This window comes from Rhodococcus sp. 15-725-2-2b, from assembly GCF_002259075.1.
Lineage (GTDB): Bacteria > Actinomycetota > Actinomycetes > Mycobacteriales > Mycobacteriaceae > Rhodococcoides.
In genome coordinates this window covers 193,401-211,630 of sequence record NZ_NPFL01000020.1, presented here as the reverse complement: position 1 = coordinate 211,630, position 18,230 = coordinate 193,401, and the positions used below count along the sequence as shown (strand labels likewise).

Annotated in this window: 21 protein-coding genes; 18 read left to right on the top strand and 3 right to left on the bottom strand. The window is 64.8% G+C overall.

Annotated features, from left to right (window positions below; all coding sequences use genetic code 11):
- Window positions 1-93 precede the first annotated feature (93 nt).
- The 12 genes from CH306_RS23755 to CH306_RS23700 all read left to right on the top strand — a co-directional run bounded on the left by CH306_RS23755 (window position 94) and on the right by CH306_RS23700 (window position 10,843).
- A complete protein-coding gene (locus tag CH306_RS23755; RefSeq protein WP_032398353.1) occupies window positions 94-948 on the top strand; it encodes a hypothetical protein in 855 nt (284 codons plus the stop codon).
- Window positions 949-1,080: 132 nt separating this feature from the next.
- Complete coding sequence (gene rplS / locus CH306_RS23750; protein WP_027496692.1) at window positions 1,081-1,422, top strand: 50S ribosomal protein L19; 342 nt, start codon at window positions 1,081-1,083, stop codon at window positions 1,420-1,422.
- Window positions 1,423-1,606: 184 nt separating this feature from the next.
- A complete protein-coding gene (gene lepB, locus CH306_RS23745) occupies window positions 1,607-2,383 on the top strand; it encodes a signal peptidase I (protein ID WP_032397798.1) in 777 nt (258 codons plus the stop codon).
- Window positions 2,380-3,141 (top strand): ribonuclease HII, encoded by a 762-nt coding sequence (locus CH306_RS23740; RefSeq protein ID WP_082073708.1) that lies wholly within the window; start codon window positions 2,380-2,382, stop codon window positions 3,139-3,141. Before lepB ends, CH306_RS23740 begins: the two co-directional genes overlap by 4 nt.
- Before the next feature lie 37 nt (window positions 3,142-3,178).
- Window positions 3,179-3,484 (top strand): DUF2469 domain-containing protein, encoded by a 306-nt coding sequence (locus CH306_RS23735; protein ID WP_008717288.1) that lies wholly within the window; start codon window positions 3,179-3,181, stop codon window positions 3,482-3,484.
- 427 nt (window positions 3,485-3,911) lie between these two features.
- Complete coding sequence (locus CH306_RS23730) at window positions 3,912-4,256, top strand: histone-like nucleoid-structuring protein Lsr2 (RefSeq protein ID WP_045195586.1); 345 nt, start codon at window positions 3,912-3,914, stop codon at window positions 4,254-4,256.
- 346 nt (window positions 4,257-4,602) lie between these two features.
- On the top strand, window positions 4,603-4,959 hold the full coding sequence (locus tag CH306_RS23725) for a YraN family protein (protein WP_094648174.1): 357 nt from the start codon (window positions 4,603-4,605) through the stop codon (window positions 4,957-4,959).
- Window positions 4,959-6,464: a YifB family Mg chelatase-like AAA ATPase gene (locus tag CH306_RS23720; RefSeq protein ID WP_045195584.1), complete on the top strand. Its 1,506-nt coding sequence runs from the start codon at window positions 4,959-4,961 to the stop codon at window positions 6,462-6,464. Before CH306_RS23725 ends, CH306_RS23720 begins: the two co-directional genes overlap by 1 nt.
- Window positions 6,461-7,582 (top strand): DNA-processing protein DprA, encoded by a 1,122-nt coding sequence (gene dprA, locus CH306_RS23715; RefSeq protein WP_094631786.1) that lies wholly within the window; start codon window positions 6,461-6,463, stop codon window positions 7,580-7,582. Before CH306_RS23720 ends, dprA begins: the two co-directional genes overlap by 4 nt.
- A gap of 95 nt (window positions 7,583-7,677) precedes the next feature.
- On the top strand, window positions 7,678-8,460 hold the full coding sequence (locus CH306_RS23710) for a siderophore-interacting protein (RefSeq protein ID WP_094648096.1): 783 nt from the start codon (window positions 7,678-7,680) through the stop codon (window positions 8,458-8,460).
- Window positions 8,461-8,529: 69 nt separating this feature from the next.
- The gene (locus CH306_RS23705; RefSeq protein WP_094648095.1) at window positions 8,530-9,456 is read left to right on the top strand and encodes a tyrosine recombinase XerC; all 927 of its coding nucleotides are present in this window, start codon (window positions 8,530-8,532) and stop codon (window positions 9,454-9,456) included.
- A gap of 208 nt (window positions 9,457-9,664) precedes the next feature.
- Window positions 9,665-10,843, top strand: coding sequence for a MinD/ParA family ATP-binding protein (locus tag CH306_RS23700; protein ID WP_306436634.1), 1,179 nt, complete (start codon window positions 9,665-9,667; stop codon window positions 10,841-10,843).
- 3 nt (window positions 10,844-10,846) lie between these two features.
- Here the strand turns inward: CH306_RS23700 and CH306_RS23695 are convergent, their stop codons facing one another.
- A complete protein-coding gene (locus CH306_RS23695) occupies window positions 10,847-11,353 on the bottom strand; it encodes a M23 family metallopeptidase (RefSeq protein ID WP_094631784.1) in 507 nt (168 codons plus the stop codon).
- A gap of 344 nt (window positions 11,354-11,697) precedes the next feature.
- Between CH306_RS23695 and rpsB the strand changes: the two genes are divergently transcribed.
- The 6 genes from rpsB (at window position 11,698) to CH306_RS23665 (ending at window position 16,781) form a co-directional block, all read left to right on the top strand.
- Window positions 11,698-12,588, top strand: a complete 891-nt coding sequence (gene rpsB, locus CH306_RS23690) for a 30S ribosomal protein S2 (RefSeq protein ID WP_094648094.1) — start codon at window positions 11,698-11,700, stop codon at window positions 12,586-12,588.
- A gap of 160 nt (window positions 12,589-12,748) precedes the next feature.
- Complete coding sequence (tsf, locus tag CH306_RS23685; RefSeq protein WP_032397807.1) at window positions 12,749-13,573, top strand: translation elongation factor Ts; 825 nt, start codon at window positions 12,749-12,751, stop codon at window positions 13,571-13,573.
- 177 nt (window positions 13,574-13,750) lie between these two features.
- The gene (gene pyrH, locus CH306_RS23680) at window positions 13,751-14,479 is read left to right on the top strand and encodes a UMP kinase (RefSeq protein ID WP_032397808.1); all 729 of its coding nucleotides are present in this window, start codon (window positions 13,751-13,753) and stop codon (window positions 14,477-14,479) included.
- Window positions 14,480-14,534: 55 nt separating this feature from the next.
- Window positions 14,535-15,092: a ribosome recycling factor gene (frr, locus tag CH306_RS23675; RefSeq protein WP_032397809.1), complete on the top strand. Its 558-nt coding sequence runs from the start codon at window positions 14,535-14,537 to the stop codon at window positions 15,090-15,092.
- A 37-nt stretch (window positions 15,093-15,129) separates the two neighbouring features.
- Window positions 15,130-16,044: a phosphatidate cytidylyltransferase gene (locus tag CH306_RS23670; protein WP_032397810.1), complete on the top strand. Its 915-nt coding sequence runs from the start codon at window positions 15,130-15,132 to the stop codon at window positions 16,042-16,044.
- Window positions 16,045-16,082: 38 nt separating this feature from the next.
- Window positions 16,083-16,781, top strand: coding sequence for a class I SAM-dependent methyltransferase (locus tag CH306_RS23665; RefSeq protein WP_032398356.1), 699 nt, complete (start codon window positions 16,083-16,085; stop codon window positions 16,779-16,781).
- A gap of 44 nt (window positions 16,782-16,825) precedes the next feature.
- On the opposite strand, the gene CH306_RS23660 is transcribed toward CH306_RS23665, so the two are convergent.
- Together CH306_RS23660 and CH306_RS23655 are read right to left on the bottom strand one after the other, a co-directional pair.
- Window positions 16,826-17,668, bottom strand: a complete 843-nt coding sequence (locus CH306_RS23660; protein ID WP_094648093.1) for an HpcH/HpaI aldolase/citrate lyase family protein — start codon at window positions 17,666-17,668, stop codon at window positions 16,826-16,828.
- A 106-nt stretch (window positions 17,669-17,774) separates the two neighbouring features.
- The gene (locus tag CH306_RS23655) at window positions 17,775-18,194 is read right to left on the bottom strand and encodes a LapA family protein (RefSeq protein ID WP_032398357.1); all 420 of its coding nucleotides are present in this window, start codon (window positions 18,192-18,194) and stop codon (window positions 17,775-17,777) included.
- Window positions 18,195-18,230: the final 36 nt, after the last annotated feature.

The window sequence follows — 18,230 nt, the reverse complement described above, 5'->3', positions numbered from 1 at the left end:
GTCGATGCTGCCCTGGGTGGTCCCGGACGCGAATAGGGTGAAACGCGATCACCGGTCGTTCGGCAGGAAGGACGTGAGGCACACGTGAGGTGGTTGCAACACGGGGTCATCGATCACGGCCGCCTGCCGCTGCTGTGTTTCCTGCTGGGGCTGTTGGCGGGGTTCCTCCTGATCCGCCTCAGCGTCAGAATGATTCGCGCAGACGTGAAATGGTGGCCGGGAAACATCACGCCCGGGGGTCAGCACATCCACCACGTCGTGTTCGGAATCGTGCTGATGCTGCTGGCGGGGATCGGCTTGATCGCGGTGTACGTCGACGGTTCCGAGCCGGTCGGCGCGGCGTTGGCGGCGATCTTCGGCATCGGCGCCGCTCTCGTCCTCGACGAGTTCGCGTTGATCTTCTATCTCCGTGATGTCTACTGGTCCGAACAGGGCCGCACGTCGGTGGACGCCGTGTTCGCGGCAGTGGCGTTCACCGGCCTGCTGCTGCTCGGCTTCCACCCCCTGGAGTTGCTCAGCCCGGCCGACTTCCGGGCCGATCCCGACCCGTGGGTGCGTGGCACCCTGGCGGTGCTGGCCCTGGCCAATCTCGCGCTCGGTGTCATCGTTCTGCTCAAGGGCAAGATCTGGACCGGACTGCTCGGGCTGTTCGTCCTGCCGATCCTCGTTCTGGCCGCAGTGCGGTTGAGCAGGCCGAGCGCACCGTGGGCGAGGTGGCGCTACACCACCAGGCCGAAGAAGATGGAACGCGCTCTGCGCCGAGAGAAGCGGTGGCGACGGCCGATCATCCGGGCCAAGATCTATCTCCAGGACGCGATCGCCGGGAAGCCGAGCATCGTGCACGCACGCGAGGCCACCGAGGACGAATTGGCGCGGACGGTCCTACCTGCGCCGATGGCGAGCGAGACGGCGTCGAGCCGAGAAGCGCCGATTTCGTCGAACGCCTGATGGTCTGGCACAATGGTCGGGTTGCCTCTAGCAGGCACGGACCTCACTCGGAGTACGAACCAGTCGAGCCGTTGCATCAGCGAGCCGCTCGGTTCCTCTACTCATGCGCAGAACGCAAGGATGGCACAACCGATGAACACTTTGGACTTTCTCGACAATCAGTCGCTGCGTAGCGACATCCCCGATTTCCGCCCCGGCGACACGCTGAACGTGCACGTCAAGGTCATCGAAGGCTCGAAGGAGCGCATTCAGATCTTCAAGGGCGTCGTCATCCGACGTCAGGGCGGTGGCGTTCGCGAAACGTTCACGGTCCGCAAGGTCTCGTTCGGCGTCGGCGTCGAGCGCACCTTCCCGGTGCACAGCCCCAACATCGCGCAGTTCGAGGTCCTCACCCGTGGTGACGTCCGTCGCGCCAAGCTCTACTACCTCCGCGATCTGCGTGGCAAGGCTGCCAAGATCAAGGAAAAGCGCTGACCGGTTCCGCCCGGACACTTCAGTTCACACCATGCCGCGTTGCCCGTCAGGGCGACGCGGCATGGTGCTTTCCACCCGCTGTCGTCCCACGTTTCTCCCGGCCGGCGAGCGGATCGAGAGCCGCGAACCGCCCATGCGCACACCGTCCGGCCGTGCGGGCGACGGTTCCGGCTAACCTGATCACGTGACGCAGTCCCCACAGGATCCGACCGACGAGCCCGACGACGAGTCTTCACGGAAGAAGCGTCGAGAACGCAAGCCCAGATCGTTCTGGCGTGAGCTTCCCATTCTCATTCTGGTAGCGCTGGTACTGAGTTTTCTGCTCCAGACATTCGTTGCCCGGGTCTATCTGATCCCGTCCGAATCGATGGAGCCGACCCTGCACGGCTGCACCGGCTGCACCGGTGACCGCATCGTGGTGGAGAAGATCGGATACCGGTTCGGCGACCCGAAGCCCGGCGACATCGTCGTCTTCCGCGGCCCGGATTCGTGGAACGACGAATTCGTGTCACAACGGTCCGACAACGCGGTGATTCGGGGAGCACAGGAAGTCGGCTCGCTGATCGGCGTAGTCGCTCCCGACGAGAACGATCTGGTCAAGCGCGTCATCGCCACCGGCGGTCAGACCGTCGAATGCTGCGACGACCAGGGTCGAGTCCTCGTCGACGGACAGCCGTTGGACGAGCCGTACATCCAGATGGATTTCCCGTTCACCCCGGGGACGATGACGTGCGACACCGAGTTGAAGTCCGGACGGTGCTTCGACCCCGTCACCGTGCCGGAGGGCAACATCTGGGTCATGGGTGACAACCGGAGCAACTCGCGGGATTCGCGGTATCACGTCACCGACGAGCTCACCGGCACCGTTCCCCTCGACAACGTGATCGGTAAGGCCGTGTTCATCGCGCTGCCGCCGTCACGAACCGGCATCCTTGATTCTCCCGACATCCAAGGTCGATGACTTCGACCCCCAGGCGTGCGCCGCGTGCGCGCGCAACCCTGACTAGGTCGTCGTGGCCGCCGCGTCCGGTCATCCGACGAGCGGCAGGCCTACGGACGATGGAATCGGCGCTCGAGCGCAACGGTCTCGGACCGGTCGCTGGAGTGGACGAAGCGGGACGAGGAGCATGCGCCGGTCCACTGACCGTTGCGGCGTGTGTTCTCGGTGCGCGGGCTCATGCCGCTCTCGCGGACCTGGACGACTCGAAGAAGCTGACCGAGCGACGACGCGAGGAACTTTTTCCCAAGATCCAGAGGCTGGCACTGGCATGGAGCGTGGTGTCGATCGATGCGGCCGAGATCGACCGCATCGGAGTCCACGTGGCGAACATCGAGGGAATGCGACGCGCGGTTGCCGGGCTCGGCATGACCCCGGGCTACGTACTCACCGACGGCTTTCGAGTACCCGGTCTTCCGGTTCCGTCGTTACCGGTGATCGGCGGCGACGCCACCGCGGCGTGCATCGCCGCGGCGAGCGTGCTGGCGAAAGTCTCCCGGGATCGATCGATGGTGAAGATGGACGAGTCGATTCCCGGCTACGGATTCGCCGTGCACAAGGGGTACAGCACGCGCGCACATTCCGCCGCGATGATCGCCCTCGGCCCGAGCTGCGAACATCGAATGTCCTACGCGAATGTCGCAGCGGCGGCCGCAGGGCTCTCTCGTGACGCCGTCGACGCCCTGGGGCGAATGGACTGCGGCGACGCCGGTACGCGATGATTGCAGTTCACGCCCGACTGGAGGATGAAAGAAACCGATGAGTGCCGAAGATCTCGAAAAGTACGAAACCGAGATGGAGCTCTCGCTGTATCGCGAGTACCGGGACATCGTGGGTCAGTTCAACTACGTCGTCGAAACCGAGCGTCGGTTCTATCTGGCGAACTCCGTCGAACTCATTCCGCACAACGCCGACGGTGAAATCTACTTCGAATTGCGAATGTCCGACTCGTGGGTGTGGGACATGTATCGCCCCGCCCGATTCGTCAAGCATGTCCGTGTGATCACCTTCAAGGACGTCAACATCGAAGAGTTGGACAAACCAGATCTTCGCCTGCCGGAATAGCTCTCCTCGTCCGACGGTGCGGCGTGGCCGAGCCGCCCGAACATCGGGCTCGAGTGGACGTGCCGCACATCCGGCTCGGAGGGACGGGCTGCGAACCGCCTGATTCGAATCGGTCGTCGAAGTTCCGATCGTATTGCCGGACGAAAAGCTGGACACCCGGCCAAATCGGTCCGCATGTTCTGTTTCTGTGTTCGATGTCCCGAAGATTTGTTCTGCGTCGAACGGTGCAGGTGGGTAGTGTAGGTGAAAACGATTGCGCAACAGGGTTATTCGATATCAGCGATTACTCACTCGAAAAGCCGTCGAATTTCTGCACCGATATTCGTCGATTCGACACGTCGCGAAACGCTTGCAGTTCTTTGCGTGAAAACGAGAATGGGTGGTAGAACTTGAATATCACATCCCCCAGACGTGTAAGAGGTACGAGATGGCACGCAAGACACTTGTGCAGATGATCGACGATGTAGACGGTTCGGTCATCAAAGAAGGCCAAGGTGAATCCATCGAATTCGGCATCGGTGGAAACCAGTACCGCATCGATTTGAATCTCAAGCATGCGAACGAATTGCACGAACAGTTGGCATTCTGGATCGAGCATGCCGAGAAGATTTCCGGCCGCCGCACACGTAAGGGCGGCGCTGGAGCAGCACCGGTTCGCGGCAAGGTCGATCTGCAGGACATTCGAGCGTGGGCACGCGAGAACGGCCACGAGGTCAGTGCCCGTGGCCGCATCAGCCAGGATGTGCAGGCGGCCTACGAGGCTGCTCACTGACCGTTCTTCTCGAACCGAGGCGCGAGGTCTCGGCACCGTTTTCGTATCGGTACTTTCGCCGTCGTATCGATACACCGCATCAGCTCCGTCCGAATCCGGACGGAGCTTTTTGCTTGTCGGGTCTGTTCTCGGCCGGTAACTCGGACGTGCTCGAGCGCTAGCACGGCCGTCCGACACAGCGGGTGAATCGCCGCTGATGATCGGACCGTTGTTCCCCAGCCGAACAGTTGTCCACAGGGCAATCGTCCACCTGCGCTTTCTTCGCTATTGCTCTTCCGAGTCGTGCCACCGTCGAGACGACCGAATCGACCGCATTGAGCGGTCGGAGAGTGGAGGAATGGCGGACATGGCAACCAACCAGGAACTCGGTGCGCGCGGTGAGGAATTCGCGGTGCGTTATCTCGAGGACATCGGCCTGGATGTGGTCGAGCGGAACTGGCGGCATCGAACCGGTGAACTCGACATCATTGCGCGCGAGGGCGAGACAGTGGTGTTCGTCGAAGTGAAGACCCGATCGGGAATCGGTTACGGAACGCCCGCCGAAGCGGTGACGTACGCAAAACGGACTCGGATCAGAGGGCTCGCGCTGCGGTGGCTCTCTCTGCAGCAGGGACCGTGGGTGCAGATCCGCTTCGACGTGATCGCGATAGTGGTCGGTCCGCACGACGAACCGGTCGTCACGCACGTTCGGTCGGCATTCTGATGCCGCTCGGGAGAGCGCATTCGGTGGCGGTCAACGGGGTCGACGGTGTGCTGGTGGAAATCGAAGCAGATATCGGGCAGGGCCTGCCCGGTACGCATCTGGTCGGGTTGCCCGACACTGCTCTCAACGAATCGCGTGATCGCGTGAAAGCCGCCGTGAAGAATTCGGGTGGCACCTGGCCGGACAGTCGGGTGATTCTCGCGCTGTCACCCGCGACGTTGCCCAAGGGCGGATCGGTGTACGACCTTGCGCTCGCGTTGTCGGTTCTCGATGCCGCGAAGGCGATTCCGCGCGGATGCCTGTCCGACACCGTATTTCTGGGTGAGTTGGCACTCGATGGCAGGCTGCGCGCAGTTCGTGGGGTCCTGCCCGGGGTGCTCGCGGTCAAGAGTGCGGGGTGGCAGAGGGTGGTCGTTCCGCTGCAGTGCCTACCCGAGGCGGGTCTGGTGGACGGAATCGAGGTGCTGGGTGCGGGTTCGCTCGGGGACGTGGTGGCGTGGCTTCGTGGTGAGCAGGCCCTCGAGTCGCCCGTCCCGACCGAATGGCACGAGCAGGCCTACCCGGATCTCAGTGATGTCGCCGGACAGGCCGATGCGCGATGGGCCCTGGAAGTCGCCGCTGCGGGCGCGCATCACATCATGCTGACCGGGCCGCCGGGAATAGGAAAAACGATGCTCGCGCAACGGCTTCCGGGAATTCTCCCGCCGCTGACCGAATCGGAAGCGCTCGAAGTGACCGCCATTCACTCGGTGGCGGGTCTGTTGACCACGGCGCGGCCTCTGATCACGTCGCCGCCGTTCATCGCGCCACATCATTCGACCTCGGTCAGTGCCTTGGTCGGGGGCGGAACCGGAATGGCCAAACCGGGAGCGGTCAGCCGAGCACATCGGGGAGTCCTGTTCCTGGACGAGTGCGCCGAGATGAGCGTTCGAGTACTAGAGGCATTGCGTACTCCGTTGGAGGACGGTGAGATTCGCATTGCTCGCCGTGACGGTGTTGCCAGGTACCCGGCCAGATTTCAGTTGGTTCTCGCAGCCAATCCGTGCCCGTGTGCGCCGGCGCGACAAGTGGACTGTGTCTGCCCGCCGATAGCGCGGCGCAAGTATCTCGGCAAGCTGTCCGGGCCGTTGCTCGACCGTGTCGATCTGCGCATTCAGATGATGGGTGTGGCGACGGGCGCACTGGTCGACGACGTGGGGGAGGGTACGAGCGAGATACGCGCACGCGTGACCGGGGCCAGGGACGCCGCTGCGGAGCGGTGGCGGGAGTTCGGGTGGAGGACCAATGCGGAGGTGCCGGGACCCGCTCTGCGCCAACGATTTCGATTGGCGCGCTCGACACTCGCTCCGGTCGAGCGGGCGTTGCGCAACGGATCGCTCACCGCGCGCGGCGCAGACCGAGCCATTCGGGTGGCGTGGACGCTGAACGATCTCGCCGGCGGCGCGGTCCCCGGTGCCGACGAGGTAGGAGCCGCGTTGGACTTCAGGGACAGGGGAGTGGCATGACACACGACTCGCGACGACTGGCCTGGGCGTATCTCTCCCGCGTGGCGCAGGGCCCGCATCGACCGGTGGTCGATCATGCCGCAGCTCACGGTCCCGAATCGACGGCAGCAGCGGTGCGGGCCGGTGGGCTGGGGGAGCGGCTCGCGGTTCGCGCCCACCTCGACACTGCGGCAGCAGACCTCGATCACATCGCTGCGCTCGGAGGCCGATTGATCACCCCGGACGACGACGAGTGGCCGGCGTGGCGCTTCCTCGGATTCGACGGACCGGGTATGACCGCAGGGGTGGACACCTGTCCACCGATTGCATTGTGGGCGCTGGGAACTCGTCCGGTCGCGACGATCACAGAGCGATCGGTGTCCATCGTGGGGACACGCGCATCGAGTCCCTACGGTGATCATGTGACGGCGGAGATATCGTCCGATCTGGCGCTCGACGGCTGGACCGTCATCTCGGGAGCGGCTTTCGGCATCGATGCCGCGGCACATCGAGCGGCCCTCGGAGTCGAGGGAACGACGATGGCGGTACTCGCCTGTGGCGTCGATCGTGCGTATCCAGCGGGCCATTCGCGGCTGTTGCGGCAGATCGCTGCTCACGGACTGGTTCTCAGCGAGTATGCGCCGGGCACGACCCCGGCGAAGCATCGCTTCCTCGCTCGCAACAGGCTCGTCGCGGCACTCGGATCGGCTGTGGTGGTCGTCGAGGCCGGGTGGCGCAGCGGTGCACGCAACACGGCGGCGTGGGCAGCCAAACTGGGCCGTCCGGTGCTCGCGGTACCCGGTCCGGTCACCTCACCCACCTCGACGGGTTGTCATCGCATGATCCGAGAGGGCGAGGCCGTGCTCGTGTCGAGCTCTCACGACGTGGTCGCCGAGGCGGGCGTACTCGGGTCGCCCGAGGAGTCTCGGCCCGAGCTCTTTCGCGAGACCGATGCGCTCTCGGACACCGCCCTGTTGATCTACGACGCGTTGCCGGCGACCGGATCATTGTCGAGTCGAGAGTTGTCCGAGCACTCCGGTGTGCCGCTGAGCAAGGTGCGTGCATCCCTGCCGGTACTGGAGATGGACGGATTCGTGGCCAGCGACGAGACCGGATGGTTCCGCGTGGTGCGTGGATGAGCGCACCACGACCTCGAGCCCGAACGGTAGGGTGTTAGGTAATGCTTAGTCGATGCATCGGGTATCGGCGTCGTTCGCTCGAAGAGGGGTCCGAAGTGCCACGCAAGAAAACCACCCTGTCCGTCCTGCGCACCGAAGCGCTCACCCCGCACATGCACCGGGTCTACCTGGGTGGGGCCAACTTCGACGATTTCGATGCGATCGACGAGACCGACGCCTACGTCAAGTTGTTCTTCGGGACCGACGACGAACCGATCATGCGCACGTACACCGTTCGGTCGGTCGACACCGGCGCGCGGGAGATCGCCATAGATTTCGTGGTGCACGGCGACGAAGGAGTCGCCGGGCCGTGGGCCACTCGGGCGAAGCCGGGAGACGAGATGTCGTTCTACGGCCCGTCCGGTGGGTACGCCCCGCGCCCCGACGCGGACTGGCATCTGTTCGCCGGCGACGAATCGGCGATTCCGGCGATCTCGGCTGCCGTCGAGGCGCTTCCGGAAGACGCCGTCGCCAAGGTTTTCATCGAAGTTGCCGACCGGCACGACGAGATCTACATGGAGACGCTCGCCGTCGTGGATGTGACCTGGGTCCACCGAGGTGCGTCCTCGAACGAGGTCGGAGACGACCGGGCCGGAGACAATGCGCCGTTGATCGCAGCGGTGAAGGAAACGGAATGGCTGCCCGGGCAGGCGCAGGTCTTCGTGCACGGAGAAGCGCAGGCCGTCATGCACAACATCCGGCCCTACATCCGCAAGGAGCGGGAGGTCGGTGCCGAATGGGCCTCGATCTCGGGTTACTGGCGTCGCGGCCGAACCGAGGAGACGTTCCGAGTGTGGAAGCGCGAACTCGCACAGGCCGAATCCGCAGTCGACGCCTGATCCCACGACGAACCACCTCCGACGGCGTGTCCGGTTGTCGCCCGGCCTGCCGGCGCTCAAGCTGAGTCGATGACCGATTCGCTGCCGCCGCACCTCGAGATTCACGTCGAGGAATTCGCCGAGCACCTGCGACTCGGTCGAGAGCGATCGGAGCACACCATCCGGGCCTACGTCTCCGATGCGCGTTCCTTGCTCGCGCACTTCGCGGAGTCCTCTCCGGATGCGAGCATCGCCGACCTCGACCTCCGCGCGGTGCGTTCGTGGTTGGCCACGCACTCTGCAGCCGGCTCGGCCAGAACGTCGATGGCGAGGCGAACCTCGTCGGCGAGGACCTTCGGGAAGTGGCTCGAGCGGGTGGGAGCGGTGACAGCAGCGCCGGCGGAACGCCTGGCCGGCCCGGCCGGTCATCGCACATTGCCCGGTGTTCTTCGCCACAGCCAGGCGGCGCAGGCCTTGGCCGCTGCCGAATCGGGTGCCGCGGAGCTCGATCCCATCGCGCTGCGGGACAGGGCCATCGTGGAACTGCTGTACGCGACCGGGGTGCGGGTGGGGGAGCTGTGCGGACTCGACGTCGACGACGTGGACACCGATCGCCGCCTGATTCGCGTCATCGGCAAGGGCAACAAGGAACGCTCGGCTCCGTTCGGTGCGCCGGCGGCACATGCAATCGAGAACTGGCTGGTCAGCGGCAGACCCGAACTGGTCTGTGATCGATCCGGTGCGGCCCTGCTGCTGGGACGTCGAGGTGGACGGCTCGATCAACGGCAGGCCAGAACGGCGGTGCACGCGGTACTCGAGACCGTCCCCGGTGGTCCCAGCCTCGGTCCGCACGGCCTACGTCACACCGCGGCAACTCACCTCCTCGAGGGAGGAGCCGATCTGAGAGTGGTGCAGGAGCTGCTCGGTCACGCGTCGTTGGCGACCACCCAGATCTACACTCACGTGTCGGTCGAACGGTTGCGGGCCGTGCACGATCAGGCGCATCCCCGAGCCTGAGCCGAGCGTCGGCGGCACAACGTTTGGTAGCGTCGTGTCCGACTGACGACACCGAATACGGGGGACCGTGGACCGCGACCGACCGCAAGGTACTTCGGAGACGTGGTCCATGCATGTCCGCAACGGCTCTTCCGCCGACCGACGGAGTCCCGACGGTCGGTCGGACGACGCACGCGACACCGGCGACAGGCCCGTATCGTCGGATTCGATGTCCGCACCTCGCTCGACTCCTCGGCAGCCACCACCGTGGCAGACGCCCGACTCGGGCGACCGGCAGCCCCTGCCGCCGCGGTACAACCCTCCCGTGCCGCTCGAACCCGGGCCACCTCCGGTGCAGCCGGACCGGTATCTGCCGGCACCGCCGTACACCGAGGATGCGCGAACGCAGCCCGATCGATGGTCGCCGCAACCGTGGTCGGGAGCGCCCAACGCCTACCGCCCCAACAGTCAGGAGCTGGGCGCGGATTCGTTGCTCAAGCGCCCCAAGCGAGCGTCGAGCTCGGGCTGGCGGCGCGGGGTGCACCGGCTCACCGGCGGGGTCATCAGCCCCGGAGAATCGACGGCCGAAGAGCGGTACCGAAACCAGGTCGAACGCATTCGGCAGCCGGTGCTCGGCGACTACCGGATCGCGTTCCTCTCGCTCAAGGGTGGTGTCGGCAAGACAACGACCACGCTGGGCCTCGGCTCGACTTTCGCGTCCCTGCGCGGAGATTGCGTCATCGCTGTCGACGCAAATCCCGACTTCGGCACTCTGGGGGAGCGAGTTCCGCGTCAGACGTCGTCGACCGTGCGAGATCTGCTGGCCGCGGCACCGCACATTCGTCGCTACTCCGACATCCGCGAGCACACCTCGCAGGCACCGAGTCGACTCGAGGTGTTGGCCGGCGAACGTGACCCCGCCGCGTCGGAGATGTTCGGCGAGCAGGACTACCGCGCCGTCATCGACATGCTGCAGGTGTACTACAACCTGATCCTGACCGATTGCGGTACCGGGATCATGCACTCGGCGATGAACGGGGTGCTGCAACTGGCGAACGCGCTGGTTCTGGTCAGCTCGCCTGCGGTCGACGGTGCTCGCAGTGCTGCCGCGACGCTGGACTGGCTGGAGCTGCACGGCTACGGCCATCTGGTCGAGCGCACCGTGGTGGTGATCAGCTCGGTTCGCCCGGGTTCGTCGGCGGTGGACATGAACTTGTTGCAGCAGCACTTCCTCGAGCGCTGTCGCGCCGTGCTGGTGGTTCCGTTCGACGAACACCTCGCAGAGGGAGCCGTGGTCGATCTGGACCAGTTGCGTCCCCAGACTCGAAGCGCGTTCGTCGAACTCGCTGCCATGGTGGCCGACGACTTTCCCGCGGCGTCCGGCAGACACTCCGGCCCACAGCGCTGACGATCATCTGCCGTCCTCGTCGAGCGGTTTCAACCTGATCGGACTCACGCGCACCAACGCCGTGGGATCGAGATACTCGCGGCCACGTCTGACGCCCCAGTGCAGGCACGTCGACGGACAGCTCTCGTGCCCCGACGCCAACGAACCCAGCACGGTCCCTCGCCGAACACGCGCGCCGGCGGCAACCGAGGCCACCACCGGTTCGTACGTCGATCTCAGTCCGCCCGGATGATCCACCGATACGACGGGCTTTCCCGCGACCGACCCGGCGAACACCACGGTGCCGTCGGCGACGGCCAGTACCGATCGGCCTTCCGGTGCGGCGAGGTCGACACCGCGATGGCCGGGCAGCCAATTCTGTTCCGGGCGGTCGAAGGGGGTGACGACCTGCGGCCTCGGCTGCAGCGGCCAGGCGAATGCGCCCTGCTGTGCCGATGCGACCGGCGTCGAGAGTGCAACCGCGGTCGCGAGGCACACCGCGAAAGTGCGGCGCGGGAGGCAGACGTTCACCCGTCGACCATCTCCTGGATCGGGCCGACCGAACGACCGCGGAGGAGATTTGTGGACAAGGGATTTCTTTGTCCACAGGTCTCGGAAACTCTTGACAGACGGGCCTGGTTATGACGGGGGCGATGGCAGGTCTACACTCGTACTGCGGCCTGTGCGTGCACGGGTCGACTTCGCGCGTCCGCTCCATCGCATCGTCTGCCTTGCGCAGAATCGACGATACGAGAACCGGTTGTCGGCGGTCCCGAGATCTTCGTGATGTCGGGTCCGGCAACTTCAGCGGCCGCCAGGGCAGAGGTCACCGACACTCTGCGTCAACCGCACCATCGAAAGAGAGTTCTTCAGCCATGGCTGTAGTAACAATGAAGCAGCTGCTCGACAGCGGCACACACTTCGGACACCAGACCCGTCGCTGGAACCCGAAGATGAAGCGATTCATCTTCACCGACCGCAACGGCATCTACATCATCGACTTGCAGCAGACTCTGACCTTCATCGACAAGGCCTACGAGTTCGTCAAGGAGACCGTCGCCCACGGTGGCACGGTTCTGTTCGTCGGTACCAAGAAGCAGGCGCAGGAGTCCATCGCCGCTGAAGCAACTCGCGTGGGTATGCCCTACGTGAACCAGCGCTGGCTCGGTGGCATGCTCACCAACTTCCAGACGGTCCACAAGCGTCTGCTCCGCCTCAAGGAGCTCGAGGCCATGGAGCAGACCGGTGGCTTCGAGGGTCGCACCAAGAAGGAAATCCTCATGCTCACGCGTGAGATGACCAAGCTGGACCGCACCCTCGGTGGTATCCGGGACATGGCCAAGGTTCCGTCGGCCATCTGGATCGTCGACACCAACAAGGAGCACATCGCCGTCGGCGAGGCTCGCAAGCTGAAGATCCCGGTCATCGCGATCCTCGACACCAACTGCGATCCCGACGTGGTCGACTACCCGATCCCGGGCAACGACGACGCCATTCGTTCCGCAGCGCTGCTGACCAAGGTCGTTGCATCCGCAGTGGCCGAGGGTGTGCAGGCCCGCGCGGGTCAGAACACCGCGTCCGACGCCAAGACCGAGGTCGGCGCAGGCGAGCCCCTCGCCGAGTGGGAGCTCGAGCAGCTCGCACAGGCTTCACCGGCAGCCGACGCTCCCGCAGCGGACGCCCCGGCAGCAGAGGCTCCGGCCGCCGACGCACCGGCAGCAGAAGAAGCACCGGCTGCAGAAGAAGCACCGGCCGCTCAGGCTTGATCGAATTCGGTCCCGGTTCACCCTCAGGGGTGGGCCGGGGCCGCTTCGGTATGTCAGGGTTGTGATCGGTCCGGCTCAGTTGCGAGCTCGTCGATCACGCCCTGAGAACAGCATTTTTCGTCAACGCCCGTACCCAGACTTTTGAGGAGGCTCGCCCACGATGGCGAACTACACTGCCGCCGACGTCAAGCGGCTCCGTGAGCTCACCGGCTCCGGAATGATGGACTGCAAGAACGCGCTCGCCGAGAACGACGGCGACTACGACAAGGCCGTCGAGTACCTGCGTATCAAGGGTGCCAAGGACGTCGGCAAGCGCGCCGAGCGCAACACCGCCGAAGGCCTCGTCGTCGCCGAGGGTGGAGTGCTCGTGGAGATCAACTCCGAAACCGACTTCGTGGCCAAGAACGACGAGTTCCAGACGTTCGCCGCGTCCGTCGCGTCGACGGCTGCAGCAGGCAAGCCTGCCGACGTCGACGCCCTCAAGGCGCTCGACCTGAACGGCAAGACCGTCGAGACGGCTCTGAACGAGCTGTCGGCCAAGATCGGCGAGAAGCTCGAACTGCGCCGCGTCGTGTCCTACGACGGCAACACCGCGACGTACCTGCACAAGCGCAGCGCGGACCTGCCGCCTGCCGTCGGCGTGCTGGTCGAGTACACCGGTGACGGCGATGCCGCGGGCGATGCTGCGCGTGCTGCCGCGATGCAGATCGCGGCCCTCAAGGCCAAGTACGTCACGCGCGACGAGGTCCCCGAGGATCTCGTTGCCGCCGAGCGTCGCATCGCCGAGGAGACCGCTCGCGAAGAAGGCAAGCCGGAGCAGGCGCTGCCGAAGATCGTCGAAGGTCGCGTCAACGGATTCTTCAAGGACGTCGTTCTCACCGAGCAGAAGTCGGTGCAGGACGGCAACAAGACCGTCAAGGCCATTCTCGACGAGGCCGGCGTGACCATCACGCGCTTCTCACGGTTCGAGGTCGGTGCCAGCTAGTCTGCGTACCGGTTCGGTCGAGGCGATGCCGTTCATTCGATTCCATCGAGTGGGCGGCATCGCTCGTGCGCGGGGCAGGTGGGTGTGCATGCAGGAGCCCTGTCCATCGCCCGGGCCTCGATAGGGCAGGATGATCCAAGAGGAAACCGTAGTGTTCGACGAGTACCGAGGAGAGCTATGACCGATCCGGCCCCTGACCGTCCCGGGTTCCGCCGCGTGATGCTCAAACTGGGTGGGGAGATGTTCGGAGGCGGCCAGGTCGGTCTCGATCCGGATGTCGTGAACAACGTTGCCGAACAGATCGCCGAGGTGGTGGCCACCGGGGTTCAGGTCGCCGTGGTGATCGGTGGTGGCAATTTCTTCCGTGGTGCGGAACTGCAGCAGCGCGGCATGGACCGGTCTCGCTCGGACTACATGGGCATGCTCGGTACCGTCATGAATTGTCTTGCGCTGCAAGACTTTCTGGAGAAGCAGGGCGTCGCCACCAGGGTACAGACGGCGATCACGATGGGTCAGGTCGCCGAGCCGTACCTTCCGCTTCGCGCGCGACGACACCTGGAGAAGGGGCGCGTGGTGATCTTCGGAGCCGGCATGGGCATGCCGTACTTCTCCACCGACACCACCGCTGCGCAGCGCGCCCTGGAAATCGGTGCCGAGGTGTTGTTGATGGCCAAGGCAGTCGACGGCGTGTACTCGGCCGATCCGCGCCTCGATCCCGATGCGACGATGTTCGACACCATCACGCATCGCGAGGCCATCGAACAGGGACTCAAGGTTGCCGACGCGACGGCCTTCAGTCTGTGCATGGACAATCAGATGCCGATGCTGGTGTTCAATTTGCTGATTCAGGGAAATATTGCTCGCGCTGTGTCCGGTGAGAAGATCGGCACGCTGGTCACGTCGTGATCGTTGCCGACGGTGACGCGAGCGAATCGAAGACGAAGACGATGGAGGACAGATCGTGATTGACGAAGCTCTCTTCGATGCCGAAGAGAAGATGGAAAAGGCCGTATCGGTTGCGCGTGACGATCTGTCCTCGATTCGCACCGGACGTGCCAACCCCGGAATGTTCTCTCGCATCGTCATCGAGTACTACGGTGCTCCGACGCCGATCACTCAGCTGGCCAGTATCAGCGTCCCCGAAGCGCGCCTGGTGGTCATCAAGCCGTACGAGTCCAGTCAGCTCGGACCCATCGAGACCGCTATTCGCAACTCCGACCTCGGCGTCAATCCCACCAACGACGGCAACCTCATTCGGATCGGAGTTCCGCAGCTCACCGAAGAACGTCGCCGCGAATTCGTCAAGCAGGCCAAGGGCAAGGGCGAGGACGCAAAGGTGTCGATTCGCAACGTCCGCCGAAAGACGATGGAAGAGCTCAAGCGGATCCAGAAGGACGGCGAGGCAGGCGAGGACGAGGTCGTCCGAGCCGAGAACGATCTGGACAAGACCACTGCGAAGTACACCGCCTCCGTGGACGAACTCGTCAAGCGCAAAGAGGGCGAGCTGATGGAGGTCTGACTCGACCTCGACAGCTGCTTTTTCGAGACGGACGACGATGAATTTCGAGGAGATGACGACAGTGGTGGGACCGGATCGGCAGGAGGGCAGCGGTACGCCCGCTGCCTCGTCCGGTGTCGCCGCAGCGAAGTCCGCCGGGAAAGCCGGCCGTAATCTGCCTGCCGCGATCGGCGTCGGCGGCAGTTTGGGTATCGGGTTGATTCTCGTGCTCGTGTTCGTCCCGCTGGTGTGGATCGGTGTCGTTGCGGTTGCGTTGGCCGTCGCGACGTACGAGGTGTCCAAGCGCCTGCGTGAGGGCGGTGTGCTGGTTCCGCGCATCCCACTGATTCTCGGCGGGCAGGCCATGATCTGGCTGGGCTGGCCGTTCGGGGCGGTCGGCGTACTCAGTGCCGCGGTCGGAACCGTCGTGGTCTGCATGGTGTGGCTGCTGCTGCGCCAAGGATTCGGCACAGCACCGAAGAACTACCTCGAAGAACTCTCCGTGACCGTCCTGGTGGCCTGTTGGCTGCCACTCCTGGCCTCGTTCGCCGTTCTGATGGTGCTGCAGGACAACGGGGCAGGACGCATCCTGGTGTTCGTGATCGGAGTCGTCTGTTCGGATGTCGGCGGTTACATCGCCGGTGTGTTGTTCGGCAAGCACCCGATGGCACCGGCCATCAGCCCGAAGAAGTCCTGGGAAGGGCTCGTCGGGTCTCTCATCTTCTGCATCATCGGGTGTCTGCTGACCGTCACGCTCATTCTCGAGGCCAACTCGCTGATCGGCATCCTTCTCGGTGTGGTGCTCGTGGTGACCGGCACGTTGGGCGATCTGATCGAGTCGCAGGTCAAGCGTGATCTTCGCATCAAGGACATGGGCACGCTGCTGCCCGGCCACGGCGGCATCATGGACAGGCTCGATTCGCTGCTGCCCTCGGCGTTCGTGGCATGGCTCGTGTTCACCGTGCTCCTCTGAGCGGACTGCTGTCCGGCGTGCGCAGTGATGTCACCGGGGTGATTCCCAGCCCGAACATCTGGAATTGGCCGCACCTGTACGAGGCGGAGAATCGCGCTCAGGACGTCGACGGTGCTGTGTTCGATGCGATCAGGTCGGTAGCGGACTGGACAGCGAGGACGGTCGTCGACGTCGGTTGCGGAAGCGGCTTTCATCTTCCGGTGTTCGCGGCCGACGCCGAACGGGTGCTGGGCATCGAGCCGCACGAACCACTTGCCGACGCGGCGAGAAGGCGAGTCGCGGGCCTGCAGAACGTCGAGGTGAAGACCGCGCGGGCGGATTCCCTCCCGATCGGCGACGGCACCGTGGACGTCGTCCATGCGCGCACCGCGTACTTCTTCGGACCGGGCTGTGGGCCGGGAATCGTCGACGCCATGCGAGTACTCCGGCCGGGCGGAGCGTTGGTCGTGGTGGATCTGGACGCGACCGCTTCGCCGTACGGGGACTGGATGCGGGCGGATCTACCGCACTACGCCCCGTCGACGGTCGAGGCGTTCTTCGAAGCACAGGGTTTCGCGCTCACCCGCGTCGACACGAGGTGGACGTTTCCGAACCGACGCATACTGCGCGACGTGCTGGGAATCGAGTTCGGGCCACGCGTTGCGCGCGATGCGGTGAAGTCGGTGGACGGTGTCTCGTTCGACGTGCGGTATCGAGTGCACGTCCGATACAAGCCGACCGGAATCGAGGTGCGGTAACGAGCCGGTCGGATTCGGCCGAAGCACCTCGACCGCGGGCGTTGTCAGGAAGCGGCGGAGATCCCGAAGATCTCGGCCAACTCGTTGATCTTGAGTGCTTTCGCCAGACGCGGAAGGTCGCTTCCGTCCTTGACGTGCGCTCCGTCGGCACCGAGGGCATCGATGACGTCACGGGCCCACGACACATCCGTCGGTGACGGGGCGAGCTCGCGGTTGACGATGGCAGCCTGCTCCGAATGCATGCACAACTTGCCCGTCATGCCCATGGACAGGGTCAGCGCGGCATCGCGTCCGAGGATGCTGTCGTTGGCCGTCAGCGTCGGTCCGTCGATCGGTCCCGGAATGCGCGCTGCGCGTGAGGAGACGACCAGGCGCGAACGCGGGTACGCCATCGCCAGGGGGTCGTCACTCATGCCGGTGTCGCGGCGGAAGTCCCCGCTACCGAATGCGAGTCGGAACGTCGAATCCGCGCGGGCGATCTCCGTGGCGGCTTCGAGGCCCATCGCCGACTCCACCAGTGCCAGGATCGGGGTGCCGGGTGCCAGGCGAGCAGCTGTGGCCTCGACCTGGCCACCACTCTCGGTCTTCGCGAGCATGACTCCGACCAGTCCGGGCAGGCCGGACAACGCGGCGAGATCGTCGGCCCAGTACGAGGTCGTGGCGTCGTTGATGCGGACCCACGCCGAGTTACCTTCACGGAGCCATCGAACGACGGCCTCGCGCGCGGCCGGCTTCTTGGCCGGAGCGACTGCGTCTTCGATGTCGAGGATGACTGCATCGACTCCCGACGCGACGGCGTCGCCGAAGGTTTCGGGCTTGGTGGCCGGTACGAGCAGCCAGGACCGTGCGCGGTCGGGGGCAACGCCGGATGCCACGGGTGTCTCCATGAAAGTTGTCACGTCATGCTCCTCGAGTGAAGTGGGGCACCCGAAATCCTGATCGATTCAGTCGATCAGCGCCACCTTCTGTGCATAGTGTTCACGGTCCGTGCCGCTACTTCTTCTTCGCTGCGCGTCTGACCTGAAGGATTCGCGCTCCGCCGACCATCGCCATCACCAGTGCGCCTGCGATCGCTGCCAGCAGCATGCTGATGCCCAGTGGCAGATCGAGCTGCCAGGCGAAGATCTGGACGGTGACGGAGTCGAGATTCTGCACGATGAAGACGAGCAGAACGACCAGGACAACGGCTCCGACCACCAGGCCGGTCCACAGCGCAGCGGTGCGGGTGTGAGCGACGTCGGTCGAAGTGCTTGCCTGGGGCTCCGGGGCGAACTCCGGATCCGGTGCCGAACGACCGTCCGAGTCCGGCGTCGTGATGGGCGCGAGGTCACCCGAGGCGCTGTGGTCGCCGGGATGAACCGCGCCTGATTTGTCCAGCGATGTCTCGTGACTGTCGTCAGCTCTGGTGGCCATGTCGATGATCCTTCCGCACGTGAAGGCCGAATGCAC

Coding starts and splice junctions, on each gene's coding strand:
- CH306_RS23730 (WP_045195586.1), top strand. CDS start 3,912: ATGGCACGCAAGACACTTGTGCAGATGATCGACGATGTAGACGGTTCG.
- CH306_RS23705 (WP_094648095.1), top strand. CDS start 8,530: ATGACCGATTCGCTGCCGCCGCACCTCGAGATTCACGTCGAGGAATTC.
- dprA (WP_094631786.1), top strand. CDS start 6,461: ATGACACACGACTCGCGACGACTGGCCTGGGCGTATCTCTCCCGCGTG.
- CH306_RS23720 (WP_045195584.1), top strand. CDS start 4,959: ATGCCGCTCGGGAGAGCGCATTCGGTGGCGGTCAACGGGGTCGACGGT.
- CH306_RS23700 (WP_306436634.1), top strand. CDS start 9,665: ATGTCCGCACCTCGCTCGACTCCTCGGCAGCCACCACCGTGGCAGACG.
- CH306_RS23735 (WP_008717288.1), top strand. CDS start 3,179: ATGAGTGCCGAAGATCTCGAAAAGTACGAAACCGAGATGGAGCTCTCG.
- CH306_RS23660 (WP_094648093.1), bottom strand. CDS start 17,668: ATGGAGACACCCGTGGCATCCGGCGTTGCCCCCGACCGCGCACGGTCC.
- CH306_RS23670 (WP_032397810.1), top strand. CDS start 15,130: ATGAATTTCGAGGAGATGACGACAGTGGTGGGACCGGATCGGCAGGAG.
- rplS (WP_027496692.1), top strand. CDS start 1,081: ATGAACACTTTGGACTTTCTCGACAATCAGTCGCTGCGTAGCGACATC.
- CH306_RS23740 (WP_082073708.1), top strand. CDS start 2,380: ATGACTTCGACCCCCAGGCGTGCGCCGCGTGCGCGCGCAACCCTGACT.
- rpsB (WP_094648094.1), top strand. CDS start 11,698: ATGGCTGTAGTAACAATGAAGCAGCTGCTCGACAGCGGCACACACTTC.
- CH306_RS23655 (WP_032398357.1), bottom strand. CDS start 18,194: ATGGCCACCAGAGCTGACGACAGTCACGAGACATCGCTGGACAAATCA.
- CH306_RS23725 (WP_094648174.1), top strand. CDS start 4,603: ATGGCAACCAACCAGGAACTCGGTGCGCGCGGTGAGGAATTCGCGGTG.
- tsf (WP_032397807.1), top strand. CDS start 12,749: ATGGCGAACTACACTGCCGCCGACGTCAAGCGGCTCCGTGAGCTCACC.
- pyrH (WP_032397808.1), top strand. CDS start 13,751: ATGACCGATCCGGCCCCTGACCGTCCCGGGTTCCGCCGCGTGATGCTC.